General features: G+C 62.8%; 24 protein-coding genes and 1 pseudogene. 19 read left to right on the top strand and 6 right to left on the bottom strand.

Annotation, left to right across the window (positions count from 1 at the left end; all coding sequences use genetic code 11):
* The first annotated feature begins 76 nt into the window (after window positions 1–76).
* From ACYQ1A_RS13635 to ACYQ1A_RS13620, 4 genes are all read left to right on the top strand, one after another.
* Window positions 77–1,258, top strand: a complete 1,182-nt coding sequence (locus ACYQ1A_RS13635) for an MFS transporter (protein ID WP_499362808.1) — start codon at window positions 77–79, stop codon at window positions 1,256–1,258.
* 12 nt (window positions 1,259–1,270) lie between these two features.
* Window positions 1,271–2,284, top strand: a complete 1,014-nt coding sequence (locus ACYQ1A_RS13630; RefSeq protein ID WP_499362807.1) for a GlxA family transcriptional regulator — start codon at window positions 1,271–1,273, stop codon at window positions 2,282–2,284.
* 43 nt (window positions 2,285–2,327) lie between these two features.
* On the top strand, window positions 2,328–2,675 hold the full coding sequence (locus ACYQ1A_RS13625) for an FKBP-type peptidyl-prolyl cis-trans isomerase (RefSeq protein WP_062225419.1): 348 nt from the start codon (window positions 2,328–2,330) through the stop codon (window positions 2,673–2,675).
* A 134-nt stretch (window positions 2,676–2,809) separates the two neighbouring features.
* Window positions 2,810–3,112, top strand: a complete 303-nt coding sequence (locus ACYQ1A_RS13620; protein WP_499362806.1) for an STAS domain-containing protein — start codon at window positions 2,810–2,812, stop codon at window positions 3,110–3,112.
* Window positions 3,113–3,149: 37 nt separating this feature from the next.
* Here the strand turns inward: ACYQ1A_RS13620 and ACYQ1A_RS13615 are convergent, their stop codons facing one another.
* The gene (locus tag ACYQ1A_RS13615; RefSeq protein ID WP_499362805.1) at window positions 3,150–4,901 is read right to left on the bottom strand and encodes a pyruvate kinase; all 1,752 of its coding nucleotides are present in this window, start codon (window positions 4,899–4,901) and stop codon (window positions 3,150–3,152) included.
* A gap of 180 nt (window positions 4,902–5,081) precedes the next feature.
* On the opposite strand from ACYQ1A_RS13615, the gene ACYQ1A_RS13610 reads away from it, so the two are divergent.
* The 3 genes from ACYQ1A_RS13610 (at window position 5,082) to ACYQ1A_RS13600 (ending at window position 6,678) form a co-directional block, all read left to right on the top strand.
* Window positions 5,082–5,471, top strand: a complete 390-nt coding sequence (locus tag ACYQ1A_RS13610) for a DUF2946 family protein (RefSeq protein ID WP_499362803.1) — start codon at window positions 5,082–5,084, stop codon at window positions 5,469–5,471.
* Window positions 5,472–5,564: 93 nt separating this feature from the next.
* Window positions 5,565–6,032 (top strand): copper chaperone PCu(A)C, encoded by a 468-nt coding sequence (locus ACYQ1A_RS13605; protein ID WP_499362801.1) that lies wholly within the window; start codon window positions 5,565–5,567, stop codon window positions 6,030–6,032.
* 187 nt (window positions 6,033–6,219) lie between these two features.
* The gene (locus ACYQ1A_RS13600) at window positions 6,220–6,678 is read left to right on the top strand and encodes a hypothetical protein (RefSeq protein WP_499362799.1); all 459 of its coding nucleotides are present in this window, start codon (window positions 6,220–6,222) and stop codon (window positions 6,676–6,678) included.
* An 80-nt stretch (window positions 6,679–6,758) separates the two neighbouring features.
* Here the strand turns inward: ACYQ1A_RS13600 and modA are convergent, their stop codons facing one another.
* A complete protein-coding gene (gene modA, locus ACYQ1A_RS13595) occupies window positions 6,759–7,505 on the bottom strand; it encodes a molybdate ABC transporter substrate-binding protein (RefSeq protein ID WP_499362797.1) in 747 nt (248 codons plus the stop codon).
* Between the two features lie 211 nt (window positions 7,506–7,716).
* Between modA and ACYQ1A_RS13590 the strand changes: the two genes are divergently transcribed.
* Window positions 7,717–8,400 carry a YebB family permuted papain-like enzyme gene (locus tag ACYQ1A_RS13590; RefSeq protein ID WP_499362795.1) on the top strand — a complete coding sequence of 228 codons (684 nt, stop codon included), beginning with the start codon at window positions 7,717–7,719 and terminating at the stop codon, window positions 8,398–8,400.
* A gap of 72 nt (window positions 8,401–8,472) precedes the next feature.
* On the opposite strand, the gene ACYQ1A_RS13585 is transcribed toward ACYQ1A_RS13590, so the two are convergent.
* Window positions 8,473–8,685 (bottom strand): hypothetical protein, encoded by a 213-nt coding sequence (locus ACYQ1A_RS13585; protein WP_499362793.1) that lies wholly within the window; start codon window positions 8,683–8,685, stop codon window positions 8,473–8,475.
* On the opposite strand from ACYQ1A_RS13585, the gene ACYQ1A_RS13580 reads away from it, so the two are divergent.
* The 10 genes and pseudogenes from ACYQ1A_RS13580 to ACYQ1A_RS13535 all read left to right on the top strand — a co-directional run bounded on the left by ACYQ1A_RS13580 (window position 8,666) and on the right by ACYQ1A_RS13535 (window position 19,384).
* Window positions 8,666–9,112 (top strand): hypothetical protein, encoded by a 447-nt coding sequence (locus ACYQ1A_RS13580; protein ID WP_499362791.1) that lies wholly within the window; start codon window positions 8,666–8,668, stop codon window positions 9,110–9,112. The two genes, ACYQ1A_RS13585 and ACYQ1A_RS13580, sit on opposite strands and share 20 nt — an antisense overlap.
* A 417-nt stretch (window positions 9,113–9,529) precedes the next feature.
* Window positions 9,530–11,893, top strand: coding sequence for a HAMP domain-containing protein (locus ACYQ1A_RS13575; RefSeq protein ID WP_499362788.1), 2,364 nt, complete (start codon window positions 9,530–9,532; stop codon window positions 11,891–11,893).
* 45 nt (window positions 11,894–11,938) lie between these two features.
* Complete coding sequence (locus tag ACYQ1A_RS13570; protein WP_499362786.1) at window positions 11,939–12,304, top strand: response regulator; 366 nt, start codon at window positions 11,939–11,941, stop codon at window positions 12,302–12,304.
* Between the two features lie 535 nt (window positions 12,305–12,839).
* Window positions 12,840–13,112 (top strand): annotated as a pseudogene (locus ACYQ1A_RS13565) (methyl-accepting chemotaxis protein); the annotation flags it as partial.
* A gap of 4 nt (window positions 13,113–13,116) precedes the next feature.
* A complete protein-coding gene (locus ACYQ1A_RS13560) occupies window positions 13,117–13,680 on the top strand; it encodes a hypothetical protein (RefSeq protein WP_499362784.1) in 564 nt (187 codons plus the stop codon).
* A gap of 75 nt (window positions 13,681–13,755) precedes the next feature.
* On the top strand, window positions 13,756–14,667 hold the full coding sequence (locus tag ACYQ1A_RS13555; RefSeq protein WP_499362782.1) for a LysR family transcriptional regulator: 912 nt from the start codon (window positions 13,756–13,758) through the stop codon (window positions 14,665–14,667).
* Between the two features lie 110 nt (window positions 14,668–14,777).
* On the top strand, window positions 14,778–16,373 hold the full coding sequence (locus ACYQ1A_RS13550) for an MFS transporter (RefSeq protein ID WP_499362779.1): 1,596 nt from the start codon (window positions 14,778–14,780) through the stop codon (window positions 16,371–16,373).
* A 12-nt stretch (window positions 16,374–16,385) separates the two neighbouring features.
* Complete coding sequence (locus ACYQ1A_RS13545; protein ID WP_499362777.1) at window positions 16,386–17,453, top strand: HlyD family secretion protein; 1,068 nt, start codon at window positions 16,386–16,388, stop codon at window positions 17,451–17,453.
* A complete protein-coding gene (locus ACYQ1A_RS13540) occupies window positions 17,450–18,940 on the top strand; it encodes an efflux transporter outer membrane subunit (protein ID WP_499362775.1) in 1,491 nt (496 codons plus the stop codon). The genes ACYQ1A_RS13545 and ACYQ1A_RS13540 overlap by 4 nt, the downstream gene beginning before the upstream one ends.
* Window positions 18,941–18,979: 39 nt before the next feature.
* Window positions 18,980–19,384 carry a hypothetical protein gene (locus ACYQ1A_RS13535; RefSeq protein WP_062225861.1) on the top strand — a complete coding sequence of 135 codons (405 nt, stop codon included), beginning with the start codon at window positions 18,980–18,982 and terminating at the stop codon, window positions 19,382–19,384.
* Window positions 19,385–19,405: 21 nt separating this feature from the next.
* On the opposite strand, the gene ACYQ1A_RS13530 is transcribed toward ACYQ1A_RS13535, so the two are convergent.
* Window positions 19,406–21,142: a phospholipid carrier-dependent glycosyltransferase gene (locus ACYQ1A_RS13530; RefSeq protein WP_499362773.1), complete on the bottom strand. Its 1,737-nt coding sequence runs from the start codon at window positions 21,140–21,142 to the stop codon at window positions 19,406–19,408.
* A 254-nt stretch (window positions 21,143–21,396) separates the two neighbouring features.
* Between ACYQ1A_RS13530 and ACYQ1A_RS13525 the strand changes: the two genes are divergently transcribed.
* A complete protein-coding gene (locus ACYQ1A_RS13525) occupies window positions 21,397–22,296 on the top strand; it encodes a sensor histidine kinase (RefSeq protein WP_499362771.1) in 900 nt (299 codons plus the stop codon).
* A 19-nt stretch (window positions 22,297–22,315) separates the two neighbouring features.
* Here the strand turns inward: ACYQ1A_RS13525 and ACYQ1A_RS13520 are convergent, their stop codons facing one another.
* Window positions 22,316–22,624, bottom strand: a complete 309-nt coding sequence (locus tag ACYQ1A_RS13520; protein ID WP_062223900.1) for a putative quinol monooxygenase — start codon at window positions 22,622–22,624, stop codon at window positions 22,316–22,318.
* The gene (locus ACYQ1A_RS13515; protein ID WP_499362769.1) at window positions 22,621–23,217 is read right to left on the bottom strand and encodes an NAD(P)H-dependent oxidoreductase; all 597 of its coding nucleotides are present in this window, start codon (window positions 23,215–23,217) and stop codon (window positions 22,621–22,623) included. Before ACYQ1A_RS13515 ends, ACYQ1A_RS13520 begins: the two co-directional genes overlap by 4 nt.
* Window positions 23,218–23,292 lie beyond the last annotated feature (75 nt).

Genomic DNA, 23,292 nt, shown 5'->3' with positions numbered 1-23,292 from the left:
AATTTGAAGGTTGTATGGCATTTCTGCCAGAATGCCGCGTGCGACAGTGCAGTTTTCCTGCAGACGGGAGACTGCAATGTCCTTACGCAATGTGCGTATCCTGGCCGTGTGCCAGGCGCTGTACACCAGCGCGCTGGCGGCTGATTTAACCTTGACCGGCCTCGTTGGCTATCAGTTGGCACCCAGCAAAGCCATGGCCACGGTGCCGTTTTCCATCATCACGCTGGCCGCCGCGCTCACCACGATTTTTGCGTCCTTATGGATGCAACGCGTCGGGCGGCGGCGGGGCTTTATGCTGGGCGCGCTGGTGGGCGCAGCGGGCGGAGCGGTTTCGGTGTACGCCATTTTGCATGCTGATTTCTGGCTGTTCTGCGTCGGTACCGCCTCGGTCGGCATCTACCAGGCGTTTGCCCAGTATTACCGCCTGGCCGCCGCCGATGGTGTGGCGCAGCCCGATAAGGGGCGTGCCATCGCGACCGTGTTAACCGGCGGTGTGATTGCTGCGGTGTGCGGCCCAGCGCTGGCCAACTGGAGTAAAGGCTTGCTGCCCGGTTCGGCTTATGCGGGCGCCTACGCCGTGGTCGCGCTGCTCGGCCTGATCGCCACTGCGGTGCTGGGCCTCGGCTATCGCAACGAGGCTCCGCCCGGCGTCGCTCACCTCGCAGCGGAACCCGCCCGGCCATTGCGCGAGATCGTGCGCCAGCCGCGCTACCAGGCGGCGTTGGCCACCAATGTGATTGGCTACGCGGTGATGATGTTTTTGATGACGGCCACACCGTTGGCCATGATGTGCGCGCACCGCACGGTGGATGAAGGCGCGGGGGTGATCCAGTGGCATCTGGTCGGCATGTATGCACCGGCACTGGTATCGGGCTGGCTGATCCGCAAACTGGGCGTCACGCCGGTGGTTATGAGCGGAATCGCTTTGTCGGCCTGCACCGGTGTACTGGCGATTTATGGCGACGGTCTGGTCAGCTGGTATCTGGCGCTGCTCTGCCTGGGCGTCGGCTGGAACTTCATGTTTGTCGGTGGCAGTACCTGGCTGACGCAAAGTTATCGCCCGGCAGAACGCGGCCGGGCGCAGGCCTTGAGCGAATTCAGCACCTTTGCGGCCACCGCGCTGGCGTCCTTGCTGTCTGGCCAGTTGCTGGCGCACAGCAGCTGGATCACCCTCAATGTGCTGACCTGGCCGCTGCTGGGCGTGGCGCTGCTGTTCAATCTGAGGCTGTTGTCGCAGCGTGCGCTGCAGCCCGCGTAAAGAGAGGTATTGATGCAAGCGCGGCTGGTGGTTCTGGTGGTGTATCACAACGTCAACGTACTCGATGTGGCCGGGCCGCTGGAGGCGTTTTCGCAAAGCGTCCGTATGCGGCCCGATCTGCCGCCGTTCTATCGCCTGGTGGTGGCGTCGCCACAAGGCGGCGCGGTGCTGACCTCGGCCGGTCTGCCCTTGCACACCAGCGCGCTGGCCGAGCTGGACCCCGGCGCCATCGATACGGTGCTGTTACCCGGCGGCGCCATCGGTACGCACGTGCCGGATGACGCCGCCATCGTGGCCTGGGTGCGCCAGCATCACGCGCACTGGCGCCGCCTGTGCTCGGTGTGTACCGGCTGCTTTTTGCTTGCTGCCGCCGACGTGCTGGGCGGTGTCGCGGTCACCACGCATTGGGATCATCTGGCGCAACTGCGTGCCCTGTATCCGCACCTGGATGTGCGCGATGAGCCGATCTTTTTACGGCAAGGCCGCATCTGGACCTCGGCCGGAATCAGCGCCGGCATCGACCTGGCCTTGGCGTTGATAGAAGAAGATCGCGGCCACGCCATTGCCATGGAAGTGGCGCAGCGGCTGGTGGTGTTTCTCAAGCGCCCCGGCAACCAGGCGCAATTCAGCGCGCCCTTGTTGGCGCAACAACGCAGCCGCGCCGGTTTTGCCGAATTACACGGCTGGATCAGCGCCCATCTGACCGCTGATTTGCGGGTCGAACAACTGGCGGCGCGGGCGGGCATGAGCGTGCGCAGTTTCTGCCGTGCCTATCAGGAGCAACAAGGCACCACCCCCGCGCGCATGGTCGAAACCCTCAGGCTGGAAGCCGCTTGCCGCGCGCTGCAACAAGCGCGCGCTTCGATCAAACGCGTGGCTGCCGACTGCGGATTTGGCGACGAACAAAACTTGCGCCGCGCCTTTTTGCGCCGCCTCGGCGTACTGCCGCAGGATTATCGCGAGCGCTTCGCTCCGGTCGCGCCAGCCGGGCAGGGCGATGCCGCGCTTGCCAAGGCCGCCGTTTGATGCGACAACGCTGCCTTTTGTGAGCAAGCAAGGCGGCCCCAGCATGACTGAGCAATCCCAGGATCTGCAGATTGTTGATATCGAAACCGGCAGCGGCAAAGAAATCGCCAAAGGCGCGCTGATTACGGCGCACTACAACGGTTTTCTGGAAGACGGCACGGTGTTTGATTCGTCGTACACCCGCGGCAAACCGTTTCAGTGTGTCATTGGCACCGGCCGCGTGATCAAAGGGTGGGACCAGGGTTTGATGGGCATGCGCGAAGGCGGCAAACGCAAGTTGTGGGTGCCCGCGCATCTGGCCTATGGCGAGCGCCAGATTGGCGCGCATATCAAGCCGAACTCGAATCTGATCTTTGAAATCGAGCTGATCGAAGTGCTCACGCGCGATTAATCAGCGTCATTCGCGTCCCCAGGCCGCGCAAAAACGTGTCGGAACCCGGCGCAAACGCCCGTGCTGGCTTGCCTGCTGGCTTGGGGCGACTAGACTGGGTGAACAACCTCGATCACAACAGCCGGAGGAAGATCATGGCGATATCGTGGCGGCAACAAGGTGGCGTGGCGATCATTGCGATCGGCGGCCAGCTCAGTTTTGAGATGCATCGCGAGTTCAAGGAAGTGGCCTCCGCCGCAATCCAGAGCCCGCTGGTAGATGAACTGCATCTGGATTTCAGTGGCGTCACTTATCTGGACTCGGCCGCGCTGGGCATGCTGTTATTGCTGCGCCAGCGCGTCGAAGGCTATCGCATCGTATTGCTCAATTGCGGGCCGGGCGTGCGCTCCGTGCTGGACATCGCCAACTTCAACAAGATCTTTGAAATGCGCGACTGAAATCGCGACCGCCCCGCCGCACGCCAGCGAACCAGGCTCAGATGGCTTGCGTGGCGTGCACATTGCGCGCCAGCAAGTCGTCGAGAAACTGCAGCGTCTCCACGATATACGGGCCTTTGTTCAACATCACGCAATCGGCCTCCCCGGCCAGCACCACATCGCTGACTTCGGCCCGGGTGGGTACGCCTTTTTTCGCCATCGATTCCAGTACCTGCGTGGCCCAGATCACCGGCAAGTGCGCCACTTCGCACCATTGCAAAATGCTGTGCTGGGTGGCCGCCAGCGCGGCAAAGCCCATCTCGGCGGCCAGGTCGCCGCGCGCAATCATCACCGCCACATGCGGATGCCGCAGTGCCGCCAGCAACACTTGCGGCAACTGGCGTACCACGCTGGCGGTTTCCAGTTTCAGGATCAGGCCGACGTGGTTGGCCTGGTGCTGTGCCAGCAGTTCCACCACTTGCTCCACGTCGGCCGGGGTTTGTACAAACGAGATCGCCACCAGATCAGCATCGGGCAATACCTCGGCCAGCGCGACGCTGTCGGCCTCGGTCAAGGCCGTCAGCGGTAGCTGTGTATCCGGCAGATTGATGCCGCGTCCGCCCTTGAGCTTGACGCGCCCGCCTTCGGCCTGGGTGATGCGGATATCCAGCCGATGCGCATCAACCTGCTCGATCACGCCTTCAACCTTGCCATCATCAAAGCGGATGCGCTGGCCGCGTTGTACCTGCACGAATACATCGGCCAGCGCGCAGCTCAGGATGGCGGCCGCCATGCTGCCATCGGGGCGCCGCACCGCGGGCTGCCCACGCGTGGAACCATGCATCAGCACCAGCGTATCGCCCGGCGCCAGCGCCACATAGCCGGGCCGCTGCGGCAAATCGCCCACATGGCCGCGGCACACCACATGTGCGCCGCGCCGCAATTGCACGGGCGTGCCGGGCGAGACGTAGGCAGTGTCTTCGGCCTCGCAGAACAGCACGCGCTCACGCAAGGCGGCAATGTGCAAATCGCGCCGTTTGCCGCGCACATCCTTGACCCGCAAGGTGTCGCCGGGCTGGGCCTCACGCAGGATGGCCTCGTCGATGGGCACGGCGTAGGCGGCTTTGCCCGGCGCGGTTTCGCCGGTGACATAGAACTGCACTTGCACCGGGTTGAGAATCAAGCCGGCATCGTTGCGCTCGGGCTTCCACTTGACCACCGCAGCGCGCGGCGTGATTTCGCCGATGCGCAACTTGGGCCCGGCCAGCTCAAATGAACGCTTGCAGGGCTTGCCGGTACGTTCGCTGGCTTGTTGCACGGCCAGCGCGCTGTCGTGCCATTGCGCGGCATGGCCCTTGGCGCAGTTGATGCGCGCCACCGCCATATCCTGCAGTAACAAGGCATCGAGCAAATCGGCGTTGCGCGCGGCGTTATCGGGCAGCGTCACCATGGTGCGGGCGCAGCCGCGGCGAGTGCCAAACAGATGCTCTGCCCGGCGTAAACGCAAGCCCGCGTGGTCATCCAGCGGATCAGGATCAAACTGCGGAGTGCTCAGCCAGTCGATGGCGCGTGCCACGCTGGCGGCGATATTGCCCGGCACCACCCCGCGCAAGCCCAGCGTGTGCAGGACGGGCTGCAGATCGGCCGGTGCATGTTGTTGCAGCGCCAGAAAATGCAGCAGATTACGGCCGCTCACGCGGTTGGCTTCGGCCAGCGTGGATAACAGCGCCGGATCTTCGGCTTCGCGCAGGGCGCGTTGCAGGTAGGCAAGTTGCTCTAGCGCTTGATGGACAGCGTGATGGCGCGACATGGCGGTCCTCCAGGACAGGGATAGCGGCCAGTCTAGTCCCGCATTGTTGCAGTCCCTGGTCACCCGGCTGACTAGCCCGGCCTGATCGGTACGCCCTGATACGGCGGCACCCGCGCGCAAATCGCGCTTCGGACTAGTCCTGGTTGGGAGGCAGCCGCGCGGTGTGCTACCTTGCGCGCTATGACTCGACGGCACTTCCACCTTGCGACCCGCTTTGCGCTTTTGTTGGCGCTGCTGCAGTTCGCCTTGCCGTCGCTGCATATGGCCGCCGCCAGCGCCGCACAGCATGCGCTGGTGCTGTGCACGGGTAGCGGCGCGCAACTGGTCTTTGCCCCCGCCGTAAGCAGCCGTGACGCCGGGCCGCACGGCGCGCCGCACGATGGCGTCAGCCTGCAACCCTGCCCACTGTGTGCGCATCTGGCTGCCGCCTTGCCGCCCACGCCCACGCCCGCCAACGGCTGGCTGCTGCGCTATGTGCCGGTCGCGGCCGCGCAGCTGCCTGCTTTACCCGCACGGCGTTATGCCTTTGAATACCGGCGCGGCCAGGCGCCGCCGTTGACGCAGGTTTGACCAAACCTCCCGCGCTGCTGCGCTCCTGGCCGGTGTCCATTACCGCGCCGCCACGCAGCCCGCCATTCAATGTGCATTTGAAGGACCTTATTCATGACCCGTTACGCAATCGCCGCTGCCGTCCTGCTGCTGACTTCTACGCTGGCACTGGCGCACGAATACACGTTTAAAGATCTGTTTATCTTCCATCCCTACACCCGCGCCACGCCGCCCGGTGCGCAAACTGCGGGCGTGTATTTCAGCGTCAAGAACAACGGCAGCACGCCCGATGCCCTGGTCGGCGCAGACACGTCCGCCGCCGCCTCGGCCAGCGTTCATAGCATGAGCATGCAAGGCAATATGATGAAAATGCGCGAGGTGCCCGCGCTTGATATTCCCCCGCACGGCGAAGTCAAACTGGCCCCCGGTGCCTACCACATCATGCTGGAAGGGCTTAAGCAGCCGCTCAAGCCCAAGGACAGTTTCATGATGACGCTGCACTTCAAGCAGGCCGGTGATGTGCAGGTCAAAGTGGTGGTGCAGGACATGGCGGGCGACGACATGAAAGACATGAAGATGTGAACCGCGGCGTGAACCGCCAATAACGCCCGTGTCAGCCGATGCCGCAAGTCGGTGTCGGCTGCCACCGCGATACTGTGGCTGCGGCCACTTTTGATAAAGAGCGATACAAATTTCGCCAGATGACGTGGAACCGGTCTCCGTTGGTCAGCCCTAACCGGGGCAACCATAACAAACAGGAGAACCTGCCATGCGTTTGACCCAACTCTCTGCCGTTCTTGCCGGCGCCACCCTGGCGCTGGCCAGCCTTGCTGCCCACGCCGATGATCGCGACCATGATCACGGTGGCGACCGCGGCGGTGATCACGGCCAGCAACAAGGCCATCAAAACCCGCCCAACCATGCCAATCGCCCGCCGCAGCAAGACCATCGTGCGCCGCAAGCGCATCGCCCGGCACCGCAACGTTATCCCGCTGACTACCAATGGCGTAACCGCGATGAATGGCGCCGCGCCCATGCCCAGGCCCTGAACGGCCGCTATCTGGATGACTGGCATCGCGGCTATTACTACAAGCCGGGCCAGTACGTCTGGTACAACGGCCGCGCGTGGCAACCGGCACGGCCGCTGACGCAAGCCGAATTGTCGCTGAATCCGGGCCAGGCGCCGGGTTTGTGGCTGGATATTACGGCGTCGATTCCGCTGAATTGATCGCCTGGCGGTCTACGCGCCAACAAAAGCCCGGGTCGCTCACGCGTACCCGGGCTTTTGTTTGAGCGAGCTAGCGCCCCTTACAGCGTGTAGCCATACGATTTGATCACCTCGGCCGCCTTCGGGCCTTTGAGATACTCGACAAACGCTTTTGCCGCAGCGTTGTCTTTGCCCTTGTTCAAGATCACCGCGTCCTGGCGGATCGGCTGGTACAGCCCCGGCGGAACGATCCAGGCCGACCCGCTGCTGATCTTGCCGTCCTTGTAGATTTGCGACAGCGCCACAAAGCCGATCTCGGCATTGCCGGTGGCGACAAACTGGTAGGCCTGGGTGATGTTCTGGCCTTCCACAATCTTTGGCTGCAGCGTGCTGGTCAGGCCCAGCTTGTCCAGCGTTTGCGTGGCGGCCAGACCATAGGGCGCGGCCTTGGGGTTGGCGATGGACAGATGCTGGAAATCGCCTTTCTTCAGGGTATCGCGATCCACCGTATAGCCGGGCCGGGCCGACCACAGCGCCAGGCTGCCGATGGCATAAGTAAAGCGCGAGCCGGCAACGATCTCGTTTTCTTTTTCCAGTTTGAGCGGGGTTTCATCATCGGCCGCCAGAAAAACCTGGAACGGCGCGCCGTTTTTGATCTGGGTATAGAACTGGCCGGTGGCGCCAAACGACGCCACCACTTTATGCCCGGTGGCGGCCTCGAAATCTTTGGCAATGGCCTGCACCGGCGCGGTGAAATTGGCCGCCACGGCGACCTGGACTTCATCGGCCGAGGCAACAGTGGCCAACAGGGTTAACGAGACAGCGAGTGCAATCGAACGACGTTTCATGGGGTATCCGGAAAGTTGAACTGCGGTTTCAGGCGCGGGGTTGCCGCAGATTTAGCCCAGGCGCGCAGGGCCGCGTCAAGCCGCTCGACGCCACCCGGGGTCGGAAAGCGATACCGGAACGCCCGTTTGGCGAGCCCTGTAACGGCCGCCGCCGTAGTGCGTACGGCCTGCTGATAATGGCCGCCGTCATTACAAACAACGGAGCTCCGCTATGGTCTGGTTTGCCGAAAACGCACTGCTTGCCCACACTCGCCCGGCGCCGTGGGCATCGGGCGCGCTGCAGCATACAGCCAGCTCGCCCGACGCCGCGCTGACCCGCATCAGCGCGGCCTCGCTGACGGCCTGCCTGAATGTGGGGGATGTGGTGTTTATCCGCATTCCGATCAAGCCGTTTCTTCAGGTTGCAAGCGCCACGCGCAGCTGGACCAACCATGTCGGCATCGTGATGGATATTGATGGGGCCGAGCCGATGATTGCGGAGAGCGCGTTTCCGCTTACCCGCGTTACGCCGTTCTCCAGATTTTTGCGCCGCTCGGACCACGGCCGCGTCGCCATCAGCCGGCCTGCTATCCCCATCGGCCCGCTCGAACAGGCCCGCATTCGCCGCGCCGTGCGCCAACGTGCGCGGCTGCTGTACGACACCGGCTTTAATCTGCACTCGCGCCGCCAGTTTTGTTCGCGCTATGTGCGCGAAGTATTGCTGGATGCGACGGGGCTATGCGTGGGCAAGGAGCAGAGCTTTGCGGAGTTGTATGCGGAACAACCGGCGGCGGCATTGCGCTTCTGGAAGCTGTGGTACCTGGGACGGATTCCGTGGAGCCGCGTCACGGTCACGCCAGCCAGCTTGCTACGCTGTGGCAAGTTGGAACTGCTGTTTGATGGGCACGTCGGCTAGGCGGGCGCCGGTTTTGCCGCGCATGCAAAAAAGCCCGGCTGCAATGGCCGGGCTGTTTGCCGATGCACGCCTTTACTTGGCGGGGCGACCGGTTTTGACGCGTTCCACGCCGCCGAGGACCGCGCTCAATCTGGCGTCGCTGAGTTCGCTCAGCAGTTGCAGGCCAGCGCGCAGGATTTCGCTTTTCTTGGCCTCGGTGCCCTGGCTGAGCAGGCGCAGTTTAAGGCTGGCGATCTTGTCGTGATCTGCTTGCGGAAAGGTGAAGGTGTCGCGCACCAGTTTCACTTTTTTGGCCGTGCCGTTTTTCTTGCTGCTGGCCTTGGCCGCGCTGTCGATGCCCGGCTTGGCGGCGGCTTTGGGCGCAGCGGTTTTAGCGGACGCTTTGGCGGTGGATTTGCCAGCGCTGCTTTTGGCACTGGCCGGCTTGGCGGCAACGGCCTTGGTGGTGGCGGCCGTGGCAGCGGGTTTCGCGCTTGCTGGTTTCGTTGTCGCAGCAGCTTGGGCGGCGGGTTTGCGGGTGGCGGCGGGTTTGGTCACCGCAGCTTTGGTCGCCGCAGCTTTGGTCGCCGCAGCTTTGGCCGTCGCGGATTTGGTCACAGGGGTTTTGCTGGCCGGGGCTGGTGCAGCAGCGGCGGCGCTCACGCTGCTTTCATTCCTGGCGGGGATAGCGGTCTTCGGTTTTGCAGTCGTCGTAGCGGGTTTTTTGCTTTGAGCCATCATGCTTCCTTCGGGTTTTGCCACCCTTGGTTAAACGGTATGAACGGTTTACACCGATCCCGTGATGCTGTCTTGCGCGAAAAAATATTTCTTTTTTATTACGGATGCATAGAAGAGACAGCTACTGAAAGCAAGTTTGCTGGCGTAAACACACCGCCGCCGCGCAATGATTTGCGGCATAGCGTCCGCACGCCGCGCCAGATATCGCGATGCGGCCGGACGCCGGGTTCCCCCATGTGATAGCAGGGTAGTAAGCAAAAAGTCAGTATTTTGATTACGCGTCTTAAATAAAAACTTAATAAGTAATCCTTAATATGCAGCGCTTATCGGTGCCAGACGGCCGAGCCGCAGCGGCCATCCCCCGCTCGGGTCCCGAATTTTCCGTAAGCCTATGCAGAAGGATTACTCGATCATGACAATCCGCCAGCGCATTATCTTGCTGACGTTGCTCACCTTTGCCGCGATCGCCGCCATTGGGGGCTACGCCATGCTGCAAGCGCAGCGCAATGCGGCCGACGTGAAACGCGTTACAGAAGGCGTGGTGCCCAGCACCCTGGCTTCGGCCGATCTGGTGGCTGGCCTTAAGGACGTGCAACTGGCGACCATGGCGCTGGTGTTTGCGCCCGATGCCAACACCTTGACGCAGGCCGCCGACAAACTGGCGCTGCAGCAAAACCGGCTGCGCCAGGCGCTGAGCTTGCAGTTGCAACAGGCCAGCAACCCGACGCAAAAAGGGCTGGTGCAGCAAGCGCAACAAAGCGTGGCCAGCTACTTTGGCGCCATCGATGACACGGTCAAGTTCAAACGCGCGGCCCAGCAAGACATCGCCGAAGCCAATCTGTTTGCCAGTGTGGCGCAATACCAGGGCGAACTGGAGCAAGAAATAGAAACGCTGCGCGTAGAAAAAAACCGCAGCAAGGATGACGCCATCAATGCGCTCAATCACAGCCTGGCCAACACGGCCACCACCTTATCGGGCGTGACGGCGGTGGCGGTGCTGCTGCTGAGCGGCATTGGTTTGATGCTGTATCGCCAGATCGTGCGCCCGATCGGCCAGATGCAAACCATGATGAGCAATGTTGCCACCAGCCAGGACTTTACCCAGCGCCTGCCGGTGCTGCGCCAGGATGAAATTGGCCGCTCGATGCTGGCGTTCAACACCATGATCGAGCAGATCCAGCTCAGCTCGTCGCAGCTCAAGCAAAAGACCACCGACATCCAGTCGATGTTGCAGAACATGCCGCAGGGCATATTGACGGTGCAGGCAGGCAAGATCGTGCATCCGGAATATTCGGCCTGGCTGGCCACCATCCTGGAGACCGACGATATTGCCGGCCGCGACGTGATGGCGCTGTTGTTCAGCAACACCCAGCTGGGCGCCGATACGCTGGCGCAAATCGATGCGGTCTGGGGCGCGTGCATAGACGAAGACGCCATGAACTTTGAGTTCAACCAGCATTTGATGGTGGGCGAAATCGAAAAAACCATGCGCGATGGCCGCGTCAAAATTCTCGATCTGAACTGGTCGCCCATCCTCGACGACCATGGCAATACCTGCCGCGTGATGTTGTGCGTGCGCGATGTCACCGAATTACGCCAACTGGCGGCTGAAGCCAGCGAGCAACGGCAAGAGCTGGAAATCATTGGCGAAGTGCTGGCGGTCAGTCAGGACAAATTCCACGATTTCATCATCAGCGCGCTGCGCTTTATTGAAGACAACCAGGCACTGATCCGCTTGCACCCCAAGGGCGACAGCGAGGCGATTGCGCAGTTGTTCCGCAATATGCACACCATCAAGGGCAATGCCCGTACCTACGGCTTGCAGCATCTGACCCACATCGTGCATCAGGCGGAACACAGCTACGAAGCGCTGCGCCAGCCGCGCCCGGATCTGCCATGGGATCAACGCATGTTGCTGGATGAACTGGCGCAAGTCCGTGCGGGTGTGGAGCGCTATGCCCGCATCAATGAGGTCAGCCTCGGCCGCAAAGGCCCGGGGCGCGGCCAGGGCGAGCAATATCTGCTGGTCGATCGCGCCCAGGTGCATGACGCCTTGCATCGGCTGGAAACCGTCAATACCAACAATCTGATCGAACTGGTGGCCGCGCGCGATGCCGTGCGCAAGGCGCTGCGTTTGCTCGGCACTGAACCCTTGTCGCAAACGCTGGATAGCGTCATCGAATCGCTACCGCGGCTGGCCGCCGAGCTGGGCAAACTGGCGCCGCGTGTGGTGCTGGCTGATCACGGTTATGTGGTGCGGCATCAGGCCTCGGCGCTGCTCAAGAACGTGTTTATGCATCTGATGCGCAACGCGCTCGACCATGGCATTGAAGACGCCGATACCCGCATGGGCCACGGCAAGAGCATGGCGGGCACGCTCAAATTGCACGCCGCAGCGCATGGCGGCATGGTGCATCTGACCCTGCATGACGACGGCCGGGGTCTGGCCCTGCATCGCATCCGCGATATCGCACGGGCCAGACAATTGTTGCCGGCCGACGCGCAGCCAACCGATGAACAGATCGCGCGCCTGGTGTTTCTGCCTGGCTTCTCGACTGCCGCGGTGGTAACCGAGATTTCCGGGCGCGGCGTGGGCATGGATGCGGTGCAGGAGTTTGTCCGGCGCGAGCGTGGCGATATCGCTATCCGCTTTGAAGACCAACGCGTTGGCGCGGCCTTCCGCGCTTTCAGCACCGTGGTCAGCTTGCCGGAAGCGCTGTTTGAACATATCGAAACGCCGGTGATTCATGGCGTTTCGACTGCGGCGACGATCTAGTCGCGCGCACTAAATTTTGTAGCTAATCAAATAAGGAAGTAGGCAATGGCCCAGATTCTGGTGGTTGATGATTCCAGCACGGTACGCACCGAAGTCAGCGAGTTTCTCAAGAGCGCTGGCCTGAGCGTCACCGTGGCGGTGGATGGCAAGGATGGCCTCGACAAACTGCGCGCCGACAGCGGCATCAAGCTCGTGGTGAGCGACGTCAACATGCCCAATATGGACGGCCTGACCATGGCCGAAAAAATCCGCGGCGAGCTGCGCAACAGCGCCGTCAACATCGTGATGCTGACCACCGAGAACAGCCCGGCCATGAAAGAACGCGGCAAGGCGGCCGGTATCAAGGGCTGGATCGTCAAGCCGTTTAATGGCGATGCCGTGGTCGCTACGTTCAAGAAACTGGTTAACTGATCACGGGGTTTCGGTACTGATCATGATGAACACCCTGTGGAGTGCGCTGGCCGGTCTGAGCGCAGGCTTGTTGTTGGCCGTGGCCTGGGCGTGGCATGCGCACGGCCAGCGCCGTGTGTTGCAACAACGTTTGCGTGAGCGCGATCAACGTCTGGCCGGGCTGATGCAACATCTGGCGCCCGAAGACGTGGCCCGCCAGCTGCAACCGCTACAGGCTGAAGTGGCCGCGCTGCAACAGCATCTGAACGTGCAACAGCAGGCGCATCAGGCCGAACTGGGCGCGCAGCAAGAACGCGCGGCCAGCGAGCGCCAGCGCTGGCACGAGCAACAGGCCGCAGAACATCGCAACCAGTTGGGGCGCTTGCGCAGCGAGTTTGCCGCTGAACACGCCACGCTGAAACAGGACATCGAATCGTTGCTCGGCATCGTGCGCATCGTTGAGCGCTGGCACGATGAACTGCAGGGCATCCTGGCCAATAACCGCCATCTGAAGGCGCAAAACGAAGAGTTTGCCCGCATCGTAAAAAACGTGGTGATGCTGGCGCTGAACGCCGCCATCGAGGCCGCCCGCGCCGGTGAACATGGGCGTGGCTTTGCCGTGGTGGCCGATGGCGTGCGCGCGCTGGCGCTCAACTCGGCCGAAGTGGCGCGGCAATACCAGCAGAACCTGGACAAGAACGATCTGATCACCACCACCACCTTCCAGGACATGCAGGCCAGCGGCAATCTGATCCGCACCGCGGTCTTCGGCCTGCGCACCACCGCCGACAAGATCCAGGCCACCATGGCCCAGGCCGAGCAGGATTGATCGCATGTTCAGCCAGAGCGCGCTTGAGAATATCTACACGCTGTTCGAGCAATCCATCCACGACAACGCCATCGCCAGCGCCGACGACGTCTGCGTGGTCGAACGCACGGCCTGGCCCGACACCAGCGGGCGGCCCGGGCATGCGGTGGTGCTGAATATTTCTTCTTATCTGTTCCGCATCATCGCCTTGTTCGACTTTGAAGCCGACCGCGCCACCGGCACGCATCTGGCCTTGCGCGGCCGTTCTGCCAACGCGCTGGAAGGCCAGGCGCTGGTGGATGTGTTGGGTGAGCTGGTCAATATGATTTGCGGTTCGGTGAATCGCAGCCTGTGCGTGGCGTTCCGCCATGCCGCCATGTCGACACCGTTTGTGCTGGAACGCCATTGCGCGCGTTACATCAACGAAATCGCCCCGACCGCGCAGCAGACTTTTGCGATTACGCTGAATGACGCGGTGCGCTTTGGCTTGACGCTCAGCCTGTGCGCCGCGCCCGACAGCGACATCGATTTCCGCCTGGCGCCCGCGCCGGTGGAAGAAGCGGTGGCGGGCGAGCTGGAATTTTTTTAGCCGTGGTCGCTGCAGGCCCACCGCGCATACATGAGTGCGTGCGGCGGCAGCGTTGCGCTCCTATAATTGCGGCCCATGCAATCACCCGATCTTAATCTGCTCTTTGCGCTGGATGTGCTGCTGGAAGAAGGCTCCGTAGTCGGCGCCGCGCGGCGCATGAATCTGAGCGCGCCGGCCATGAGCCGCACCCTGGCGCGCATCCGCAACGCCATCGGCGATCCTGTGTTTGTAAAAGTCGGCCGCAAAATGGTGCCGACGCCCTACGCGCTGTCCTTGCGCGAGCGCGTGCACAGTTCGGTTGAAGGCGCGCGCCAGTTGTTGCAGCCCGAGCGCGCGGTCGATCTGGCCAGCCTGAAGCGGCATTTCAACCTGCATGCCAACGATGTATTCCTCAGCGCGTTTGGCCAGACCGTGCTGGGCCGGGTACGTAGCGAAGCGCCGCAGGTGGTGCTGCGTTTTGCGCCCGAGAGCGAATCTGAGGATTCAGTGTTACGCGACGGCAAGGTCGATCTGTATATCAGCGCCATGCGGCCCATGGGCCCGGACGTGCATATACAGACGCTGTTTACCACCCGGTTTGTCGGGCTGGCGCGCGCCGATCACCCCATCTTTGATGCGGAAATTACGCCGCAGCGCTTTGCCAGCTATGGCCAGATCAGCGTGTCGCGCCGGGGCCGCGCCAGCGGGCCGATCGACACGGCTTTGCAGGCGCTGGGTCTGGCGCGCCAGGTGTCGCTGGTGGTGCCGACGTTTCATTCCGGCGTGTTCATGCTGGAAGCCTCCGACCTGATCTTGCCCCTGAGCGAACATGTGGCCGCCGCCGTGCAGCGCATGGGTATCCGGGCACGCGCCTTTGCCTTGCCGCTGCCGCTGGAAACCGTGGTGATGGTGCAGGGTTGGCATCCGCGTTATCAGAACGACGGGGCGCATCAATGGCTGCGGCGGATTATCCGCGAGGTCTGCACGGCCGATGCCGCCGCGTTCTGACCGCATTGATGCGTGCGCCAGACGCACGCGAGTAATGCAAACGTTGCAGTTTTCGCGGTGATGCGCGCTCCCTAGACTTCCGTCATTCATTCTGAAGACGGAAGCCCGCCGTGAATTCTGTTGCATCTCCTGCGCACCTGCAGCCCGTGGCCGCTACGCCGCATCCGCCTCGCTTCGGCGGCCGCATCCTGACTGGCCTGGCGGGGGTTCTGCTGGCGGTGGTCATGGCGCAACTCAACGACCACGTCACCGAAGTAGCCATGCCCGACTTGCGCGGCGCGCTGGGCCTGAGCGCCGATGCGGGCAGCTGGATGCGCACGCTGTATCAGGTGACGCAGGTGGCGGCAATGATGTTTGCGCCGTGGTTTGCCGGCACCTTTACGCTACGGCGTTTCACCATTGCGGCTGTCTGCGTCTTTGCGCTGTTGGGGCTGGCTTTGCCGTTTGCACGCGCAGAAGGTTTGCTGTTGACGCTGCGCGCGTTACAAGGCCTGGCGGGCGGCTGCCTGCCGCCGATGTTGATGACGGTGGCGCTGCGTTTTCTACCTGCCGGCATCAAGCTGTACGGCCTGGCCGCCTATGCCCTCACCGCCACTTTTGCGCCCAACCTGGGCACGCCGCTGGCGGCGTTGTGGTCCGACTATGTGGGCTGGCGTTGGCTGTTCTGGCAAATCGTGCCGCTGGCCGCCTTGTCGGTGGCCATGATGGCGTGGGGGCTGCCGCAAGACCCGCTGCGGCTGGAACGTTTCCGTCAGTTTGATACGCGCGGCGTGCTGTTGGGTTTTCCCGCCATCGCCATGCTGGTGACGGCCTTTGAACAGGGCACGCGGCTGGGGTGGAGCGATTCACCGTTGATTTGCCTGTTGTTGATTGCGGGTTCGCTGCTCCTGCTGCTGTTTCTGCTTAACGAATGGTTCCACCCGCTGCCGTTTTTTAAACTCCAGTTGTTGGCCCGACGTAACCTCAGCCACGCGTTGATTACCCTCGGCGGCGTGTTGCTGGTGCTGGTTGCCGTGCCCGCCATCCCGGCGGGATATCTGAGCGAAGTGCAAGGCTATCGCCCGCTGCAACTGGCCCCCTTGGCTTTGTGGGTGGCGCTGCCGCAACTGCTGGCGCTGCCCGCCGTGGCTGCACTTTGCAATCTGCGGCAAGTGGATTGCCGCTGGGTGCTGGCCACCGGCCTTGCCTTGATCGGACTGTCTTGCCTGCTTGGCGGCAGCATGAGCTCGGCCTGGATACGCCCGCATTTTTATGCGGTGCAGCTGATCCAGATTGTGGCGCAACCGATGGCGGTGCTGCCGTTGCTGATGCTGGCCACCAACGGCATGACGCCGCAGGAGGGCCCGTTCGCTTCCGCCTGGTTTAACACCGTCAAAGGGTTCGCCGTGGTGGTGGGCACCGGCTTGACCGAAGGCGTGTCCACGCTGCGCGAACGCTTTCATTCCAATGTGCTGGTCGATCAGTTGGGCAACCGTCCCTATGTGCCGGGTCTGCTGCAAAACAAGCTGGCCAGCCTGCCAGGTCTGGATCATCCCTCGTTGCTGGCGCTGATGGATGCGCATATCCGGCAGCAGGCGTTGGTGCTGGCCTCCGCCGATGTATTGCGCCTGATGGCGCTGGTGGCTGTGGCGTTGCTGCTACTCATCCCCTTTCTGCCTACCCGTATCTATCCACCCGGTGCGCTGGTGCATCCTGTTTCCCCTTAAAGGTTGTTTCTTATGTCTGTATCTCCAAAGCAAAAAAAGCGCTATATCGCGGCCGCCCTTGGTGTGCTGCTGCTGGGCGCGGCGGCCGTGCTGGCGCTGGCCTGCCACGCATCCGGCGGGCAAAGCACCGACGACGCCTATGTCAGCGCTGATTTCACCCTGGTGTCCCCGCGCGTGGCGGGCCAGATCAGCACGTTGGCGGTCGAAGACAATCAGCCCGTGCGCAAAGGCCAACTGTTGGCGCGCATTGATGACCGCGACTATGTCAATGCCGTGACTTCCGCCGCGGCCAATGTCGCCATCGCGCGCGCTGCCACTGATCATGTGCTGGCCAGCCTCACGCAGCAGCAGTCCGTCATCGAGCAAGCGCGCGCAACGCTAGCGGCGGCCCAGGCGGCCTCTGCTTTTGCCCAAGCCGATTTCGAGCGCTATGCCGACCTGGCCCGGCAAGGTGCGGGCAGTCTGCAGAATGCGCAGCAAGCGCGTTCACGAATTGATAGCGCCCGGGCGGACGTGGCGCGCGCCAGCGCCAGTCTGCAAGCGGCCCGGCAGCAAGTGGCCGTGCTGCAAGCGCAACGCGCCAGTGCGGGCGCAACGCTGCTGCATGATCAGGCCCTGTTGGAAAGCGCCCGGCTCAGCCTGTCGTGGACGCGCATCGAAGCTCCCATTGACGGCATGGTGGGGCAACGCGCGGTGCGGGTTGGCGCTTATGTGACACCGGGCGCGCCCTTGCTGGCGCTGGTGCCGTTACGGCAGGTGTATGTGATCGCCAATTTTCAGGAGACCCAGTTGACCCGGGTGCGACCGGGCCAATCCGCCGAGATCCGCGTCGATGCCTGGCCCGACCAGGTGTTGCACGGCACGGTTGACAGTTTTGCCCCGGCCACGGGCGTGACCTTTGCCGCCATCGCGCCTGATAACGCCACCGGCAATTTCACCAAAGTGGTTCAGCGCATCCCGGTAAAGATTGCGTTGCAGCCAGGCCAGGCGCTGTTGGGCGATCTACGCGCCGGCATGTCGGTGCAAGCGACGGTGGATACGGCCAACGCCGCAGCAAGCAGCAAGGTGGCGGCGCGATGAGGTCGAAGCTTGCTCGATTTGGCCTGGTGATGGCTGGGCTGACGCTGGCCGGGTGCGCCACGGTGGGCCCGGATTTTCAACGCCCGACGGCCAGTTTGCCTGCCCGTTGGCAGACCGAGGCGCAACCCGCCGCGGATGCCGCGCTGGAGATAAGCCGCGATGTGCGCTGGTGGCAGACGTTCAACGATGCCGAGTTGTCCGCTTTGCTGGAGCGGGTGACGGCCGCCAACTTCGACGTGCGCCTGGCCAGCAGCCGCTGGCTGCAGGCGCGTGCGGCGCGGCGGATTCGTGGCGCAGACGCGCAGCCCGAGGTAACTGCCGCAGCCTCTTACCAGCGGGCGCGTTCCAGCCAGAATGGCTTGCTGGATAGCGCGGGGCTGGACGGCAAGCAGGCGTTCAACCTCTGGCAAACCGGCGTGGATGCAACGTGGGAGCTGGACTTATGGGGCCGCGTGCGGCGTGAAATCGAGTCGGCCGATGCCTCGGTCGAAGTCAGCGCGGACCTGCGGCGCGGCGTGTTGCTGGCGGTGTACGCAGAAACCGCCCGCGACTATCTGCAATTGCGTGGCGTGCAGGTGCAGCAAACCATCGTGCGGCAGAACCTGGATATCGCCCGCCAAAACCTGCAATTGACGCAGATCCGTCTGGCCGCCGGCGTTGCTACGCGGCTGGAAACTGCGGAGGCCAGCGCCCGGATCAGCGCCATCGAGGCCCGGTTGCCGGTGCTGGAAAACGAGCGCAGGCGGCTGGTTAACGCGCTCAGTTTTTTGCTGGGCGCGGCGCCGCACGCACTGGAGCCGGAGTTGCAGACCGGCCCGGCCACACTCGCCGCGCTGCCGCTGTCTGTGCCGCTGGGACTGCCGTCCGAACTGGCCGAGCGCCGACCGGATATACGCGCCGCCGAGGCCCGGCTGCATGCGGCGACCGCTGATATCGGCGTGGCAGTGGGTGATTTCTATCCCCGCATTACGCTGTCGGCCGACCTTGGCTTGCAGGCGCTGCGCTTTGCCGATCTGGATCAATGGGGGTCGCGCACTTTCGGGGTGGGTCCGGCGCTGAGCGTGCCGATCTTTGAAGGCGGACGTTTGAAAGGACAGGTGGCGTTACGCCAGGCGCAACAGCAAGCCGCGCTGATCGAGTTTCAGCGCACGGTGCTAACGGCATGGCATGAAGTGGATGACGCGCTGGGCGACTACGCGGCCCGTCAGCAAGCGCATGCGAGGCTGGCGGCCACGGTGCAGCAAGACCAGATTGCGCTGGATAACGCGCAGCGGCAGTACGTGGCGGGCGCGACCGACTTTCTGCAAGTGCTGACCGTGCAGCGCGATCTGCTGGCCGCGCAACTAGCGCTGGCCGACAGCGCGACCGCGGTGTCCATGGCGCTGGTGAGTTTGTACACGGCGCTAGGCGGTGGCTGGGAGACCACGTTTCCACTGGCGAGCGCCGGGCCGGTGGCCAGCGCGATTACCGGTCCGGCTGTCCCATGATTTTGTCTGGTGTTTATACCTACTCTGGAGTGAGTACTCATGCCTATCGAGCAACACGCATTCAGCATTCATGATGTCAGCGCGTTTCCGTACGTGCGGTTCAATCAAGACGCGGCACAGCCGGGTTACGCCACGCAGTGGCAGCAAGAGATGATTACGCTGATGCAGCACGGCCAGCCGTTTGTGGTGGTTTACGACGCCTTGCGGACCGAAGAAAGCCATGAAGACCGCAAGCAACGAGGCATCTGGCTTAAGCACAACAAGACTGATTTAGGCCACGTATGCAAAGCGCTGATCAGCATCGAGCCCGATGTCGAGCGGCGTGCGCAGCTGCAAGCAATGGCGCAGATAGCGGTCAAGGCATTCGGCATCATGCACTTGGTGGTGGCGACAGCCGATGCGGCGTGGGCCCAGACGCATCGTTTGCTGGCTGATGCGCCTTGAGCCTGCCACGCGTGGTGGTGATTACGGCCGCGCAATCACCATGCGCTTGCGGTCGCGGTACACCACCTGCATCGGCAGATTGTGCTTTTCCAGCAATTGCCAGGTATCCGGCTGTACCAGCGCCAGCGGGGCGGGGTCGCTGCGCCAGTGTTGCTCGAACTGCTCCAGCGCCATTTGTTTGTCGGGTTCGCTGGTCTGGCCCAGTTTGAATTCATCCACGTATTCGACCAGTTGCACGTTCTGCTTCAGATAAAACGGCAAGGTCTGATCCCATGTGCGCACGCTGTACAGGGTGCTGTCGGCGCGCAGATGCGGTCGCAGCACTTGCACCATGGCGCGGCTGGAGGTGTGGCCCGCATAGGCGTCATAGCCCAGCAGCGGCAGTTGTCCGCTGACCAGACCCGCCAACGCCAGGGTCGCCAGCATTGCGGTCGGCAGCTGGCGCCGCAGCAGCCATGCCGCCACCGCCGCGCTCAGCAAGGCCACGGCAGCGGTGGCGTACAGCCACCAGGCGTATTGCGCATCGCTGGTGACCGTTTGCGGATCGCTGGAATGCGCGGCGAGGATGGGCGCCCCAATCAACGCGATCAGCCCGACCAGCGCTTGCGTGATGACCAACGCCCAGCCGGTGCGACGGCCGATGCGGCTGAGCGTGGGCGCCATCAACATCACCACCGACGGAAACATCGGCAGGATGTAGGCGGGCAGTTTTGAACCCGAGATCGAAAAAAAAACAAAGACAAACGCGCTCCACACCAGCAAAAAGCGCGAGGTATTGAAGGCGGGTGTGCCATTGCTCAGGCGCGTGCTGTTGCTGAGACCTTCGCGCCAGGCTGCGGGCAGCAAGGCCGTCCACGGCAGCATGCCGCCCACCAGCACAGGGATAAAGAAAAACCACGGCTGCACCCGCGAGGCTTCATGCGTGGCATAGCGCTGCAGATGTTCATGCACAAAAAAGAACTGGGCGAATTCAGGGTTGCGTTGCGACACCAGCACAAACCACGGTGCGGCAATGGCGGTAAACAGGATCAGACCTTTGACCAGATGCAGGCGCTGCCACAAGTGCCAGTCGCGCATCACCACCGAATAAATAACGAGCGCGGCGCCCGGAATCAGCGGGCCGATCAGCCCCTTGGACAACATGGCCAGCGCCATTGCTATCCACGCAACCAGCATGCCGTTGCTGTTTTCCCGCGCGCTTGCATCATCTTGTTGCGCCCACAAAAAGCCGCACAGGGCCAGCGTCAGAAACGCGGTGACGCCCATATCCAGCGTCAGAAAGTGCCCGCTGCCCACCCACCAGGCACAGCTGGCCAATACAGCCGCGCCGGCCCAGGCTTGCGTTTCGCCATGGGGATCGTGCCGCAACAAGCGCCGCAGCGTGGCCCAGACCATAACGACGGCGGCAAAGCCGGTTAGCGCGGGCCAGAAACGTGCGGCGAATTCGTTTTCGCCAAAGATGCGAAAGCTGCCTGCCGTCATCCAGTACTGCAAGGGCGGCTTTTCGAAGTACTTGATGCCGTTCAGACGCGGGGTGATCCAGTCGCCACTATTAAGCATTTCACGCGCGATTTCGGCGTAGCGGCCTTCATCGGGCGAGATCAGTGTGCGGAAACCCGGCGTGCTGAACCAGCACACGGCAAAGGCATACAGCGCCAGCCAGCGCACACGCAGCGCGGCCAGCAAGGAGGGCCAGCCGGTGCTACTGGGGCGCGGCAGCGCGGCGGGTAAATGAGCGGTAAATGCGGATGGTTTCACGATGACGGACTGCTCTGAACTTATACCGGCCGCAGCTTGCGCGCGCTTTCTTAGCCAACACATAGCGATACGCAAGCGCAGGCGGCGGCCCAGGTCAGGCGCGGCAAAACGGGCTGGCCGGTCAGCCGGGGCAGACGGCGCCAGGTGCAGCCAACCCGGGCGGCGGGGGAGCGGCTACCCCGAAAGGGGGCTGGCAGCACGGGGCGGCAACCGTAGCATGGCGCCTATAAATCCAGTTCAAGGCGCCCGTTGTCATGTCCGTTTTGCCGTTACGCCGGCCCGTCTGGTTGCTGGCCTGCGCCGCCTTGCTGCTGCCCACGGCCGCGTGGCCCGCACTGGCCAGCGCACCGCTGGTGCTGGCCAGCCAGGCCGGGGCCAACCTGCCAAGCGCAATGCCGGGGGGCTGGGCCTTGCTGCCTTTGTTGTTGCTGTTATATCTGTTACACCGCTGGCGGGTGCGCCAGCTGATCCTGCGCACGGAGCAACAGCTGGCCGAACGCGAACGGCACGCCTGGGCGCTGCATGACACGTTGCGGCAAAGCATGCAGGGGCTGACCTTGCGCATGCAGGCGCTGGTGGATCAGATCAAGGACGATCCGGTCTTGACACAGCGTTTTCTTGGCACGCTGGACCAGGCCGATGTGGTGCTGGCCGATGGGCGCGAGCCCGATCTGGACTTGCCCTATCCCGGCCCCAGCGACGATGATCTGGGCGCGGCGCTGGAACATGTGGCCACGGCAATGCGCGCCATCCATGCGGTGCCGTTTACCTTGACCGTGGCCGGGCATCGCAGCCTGCAGTTACAGAGCGCGGCGCGCGACGAAGCGTTTGCCATCGCGCGGGAGGCCCTGCTCAATGCTTATCGCCACGCTTCGGCGCAGTGTGTGGAAATCGAGATCATTTATGGCGCCGATGCCTTCCGCCTGTTTGTGCGCGATGACGGCGATGGCCTGAGCGCCAACGCCACGCCGCCGCCGCCGTTGCGCCGTGATCCGCAAGGCGGCATCGAAACCATGCGCGCGCGGGCACAACGCATCGAGGCGGTGCTGCAGCTATGGAGTGGGGTGGGGCGCGGCACGGAAGTCTCGTTGAGCATTCCATGCCGCCGCGCCTATCGCCAGCCGTGGCGTCGCTGGCACGGCCGTACCGATTGAATCGGCGGGCCGTGGGCGCTTACAGCGCGGCATCCAGAATGCGGATTTTGACTTCCGCGATCAGATCTTGTGTCGCGGCTTTATGCGCGGCCATATGCGGCATCTGCATATGAGCTTCGAGCGCGGCCATGTCCTGCCATTGTTCCAGCATGAAAATGGTGTCCGGCTCCAGCGCCTGCCACGGCACCTGGCCGTCAATATCAATCAGCGGTTTATAGCCGCCGCATCCTGGCTCGGCCAGCACGCTGGGCAGCAGACGTTCAAACGCTTGCAGCACGGCGGCGCGTTGACCGGGATGGGCTTTGATTTCGGCAAATACGGTAATCATGCGGCAGTCGCCTCGGTAAAGACGTCTTCCAGATGCGCACGCAAGGCGGCGATATAGCTGGGGACGTCGGGGTCTTTGATCACGTCATTACACATGAAAGTCGGCAGCGCGGTCATGCCCAGAAACTGGTTGGCCTTGTGGAAAGGCAAATACACGCCGTCAACGCCCACGCCTTCAAAAAACTGTTTCGGGTCTTCAAACGCTTCGACCGGTGCGTTCCAGGTCACCGACAACATATATTGCTTGCCCTGGATCAAACCACCCGAACCGTATTTTTTGCTGGCGTCGCTGCGGCTGCGGCCATCGCTGGCGTACAGCTTGCCATGGCCAAAGGTGAAGACTTCGTCGATGTATTTTTTGAGGATCCACGGCGCGCCCATCCACCAGCCCGGCATTTGATAAATCACTACATCAGCCCACAGGTACTTTTCAATTTCGGCGTCGATGTCGTAACCGTCATCCACGGTAGTCATTTTGACGGCATGGCCGGCTGCACGCAGCACGGCTTCGGTCTCATGCGCCAGCGTGTCATTCAGCTGGCCGGCCGAGTGCCCGAAATGTTTTTTGGCATTGATGATCAGAATCTGGCTCATGGCAGCAGTCCGGTATGTGAAAGAAGGACCGCAGCTTACTGCCCGCAGGCTGATCGAAAAACCCGCTGCACTGCA

The sequence above is a fragment of the Silvimonas sp. JCM 19000 genome (assembly GCF_054652575.1).
This window is presented reverse-complemented; position numbering and strand designations above follow the sequence as displayed.

What these genes read in the sequence shown, in the direction of transcription:
- ACYQ1A_RS13615 (WP_499362805.1), bottom strand. Translation starts at nt 4,901, where the DNA reads ATGTCGCGCCATCACGCTGTCCATCAAGCGCTAGAGCAACTTGCCTAC.
- ACYQ1A_RS13605 (WP_499362801.1), top strand. Translation starts at nt 5,565, where the DNA reads ATGACCCGTTACGCAATCGCCGCTGCCGTCCTGCTGCTGACTTCTACG.
- modA (WP_499362797.1), bottom strand. Translation starts at nt 7,505, where the DNA reads ATGAAACGTCGTTCGATTGCACTCGCTGTCTCGTTAACCCTGTTGGCC.
- ACYQ1A_RS13540 (WP_499362775.1), top strand. Translation starts at nt 17,450, where the DNA reads ATGAGGTCGAAGCTTGCTCGATTTGGCCTGGTGATGGCTGGGCTGACG.
- ACYQ1A_RS13560 (WP_499362784.1), top strand. Translation starts at nt 13,117, where the DNA reads ATGTTCAGCCAGAGCGCGCTTGAGAATATCTACACGCTGTTCGAGCAA.
- ACYQ1A_RS13515 (WP_499362769.1), bottom strand. Translation starts at nt 23,217, where the DNA reads ATGAGCCAGATTCTGATCATCAATGCCAAAAAACATTTCGGGCACTCG.
- ACYQ1A_RS13525 (WP_499362771.1), top strand. Translation starts at nt 21,397, where the DNA reads ATGTCCGTTTTGCCGTTACGCCGGCCCGTCTGGTTGCTGGCCTGCGCC.
- ACYQ1A_RS13535 (WP_062225861.1), top strand. Translation starts at nt 18,980, where the DNA reads ATGCCTATCGAGCAACACGCATTCAGCATTCATGATGTCAGCGCGTTT.
- ACYQ1A_RS13610 (WP_499362803.1), top strand. Translation starts at nt 5,082, where the DNA reads ATGACTCGACGGCACTTCCACCTTGCGACCCGCTTTGCGCTTTTGTTG.
- ACYQ1A_RS13630 (WP_499362807.1), top strand. Translation starts at nt 1,271, where the DNA reads ATGCAAGCGCGGCTGGTGGTTCTGGTGGTGTATCACAACGTCAACGTA.
- ACYQ1A_RS13590 (WP_499362795.1), top strand. Translation starts at nt 7,717, where the DNA reads ATGGTCTGGTTTGCCGAAAACGCACTGCTTGCCCACACTCGCCCGGCG.
- ACYQ1A_RS13520 (WP_062223900.1), bottom strand. Translation starts at nt 22,624, where the DNA reads ATGATTACCGTATTTGCCGAAATCAAAGCCCATCCCGGTCAACGCGCC.
- ACYQ1A_RS13555 (WP_499362782.1), top strand. Translation starts at nt 13,756, where the DNA reads ATGCAATCACCCGATCTTAATCTGCTCTTTGCGCTGGATGTGCTGCTG.
- ACYQ1A_RS13575 (WP_499362788.1), top strand. Translation starts at nt 9,530, where the DNA reads ATGACAATCCGCCAGCGCATTATCTTGCTGACGTTGCTCACCTTTGCC.
- ACYQ1A_RS13570 (WP_499362786.1), top strand. Translation starts at nt 11,939, where the DNA reads ATGGCCCAGATTCTGGTGGTTGATGATTCCAGCACGGTACGCACCGAA.
- ACYQ1A_RS13635 (WP_499362808.1), top strand. Translation starts at nt 77, where the DNA reads ATGTCCTTACGCAATGTGCGTATCCTGGCCGTGTGCCAGGCGCTGTAC.
- ACYQ1A_RS13620 (WP_499362806.1), top strand. Translation starts at nt 2,810, where the DNA reads ATGGCGATATCGTGGCGGCAACAAGGTGGCGTGGCGATCATTGCGATC.
- ACYQ1A_RS13625 (WP_062225419.1), top strand. Translation starts at nt 2,328, where the DNA reads ATGACTGAGCAATCCCAGGATCTGCAGATTGTTGATATCGAAACCGGC.
- ACYQ1A_RS13545 (WP_499362777.1), top strand. Translation starts at nt 16,386, where the DNA reads ATGTCTGTATCTCCAAAGCAAAAAAAGCGCTATATCGCGGCCGCCCTT.
- ACYQ1A_RS13600 (WP_499362799.1), top strand. Translation starts at nt 6,220, where the DNA reads ATGCGTTTGACCCAACTCTCTGCCGTTCTTGCCGGCGCCACCCTGGCG.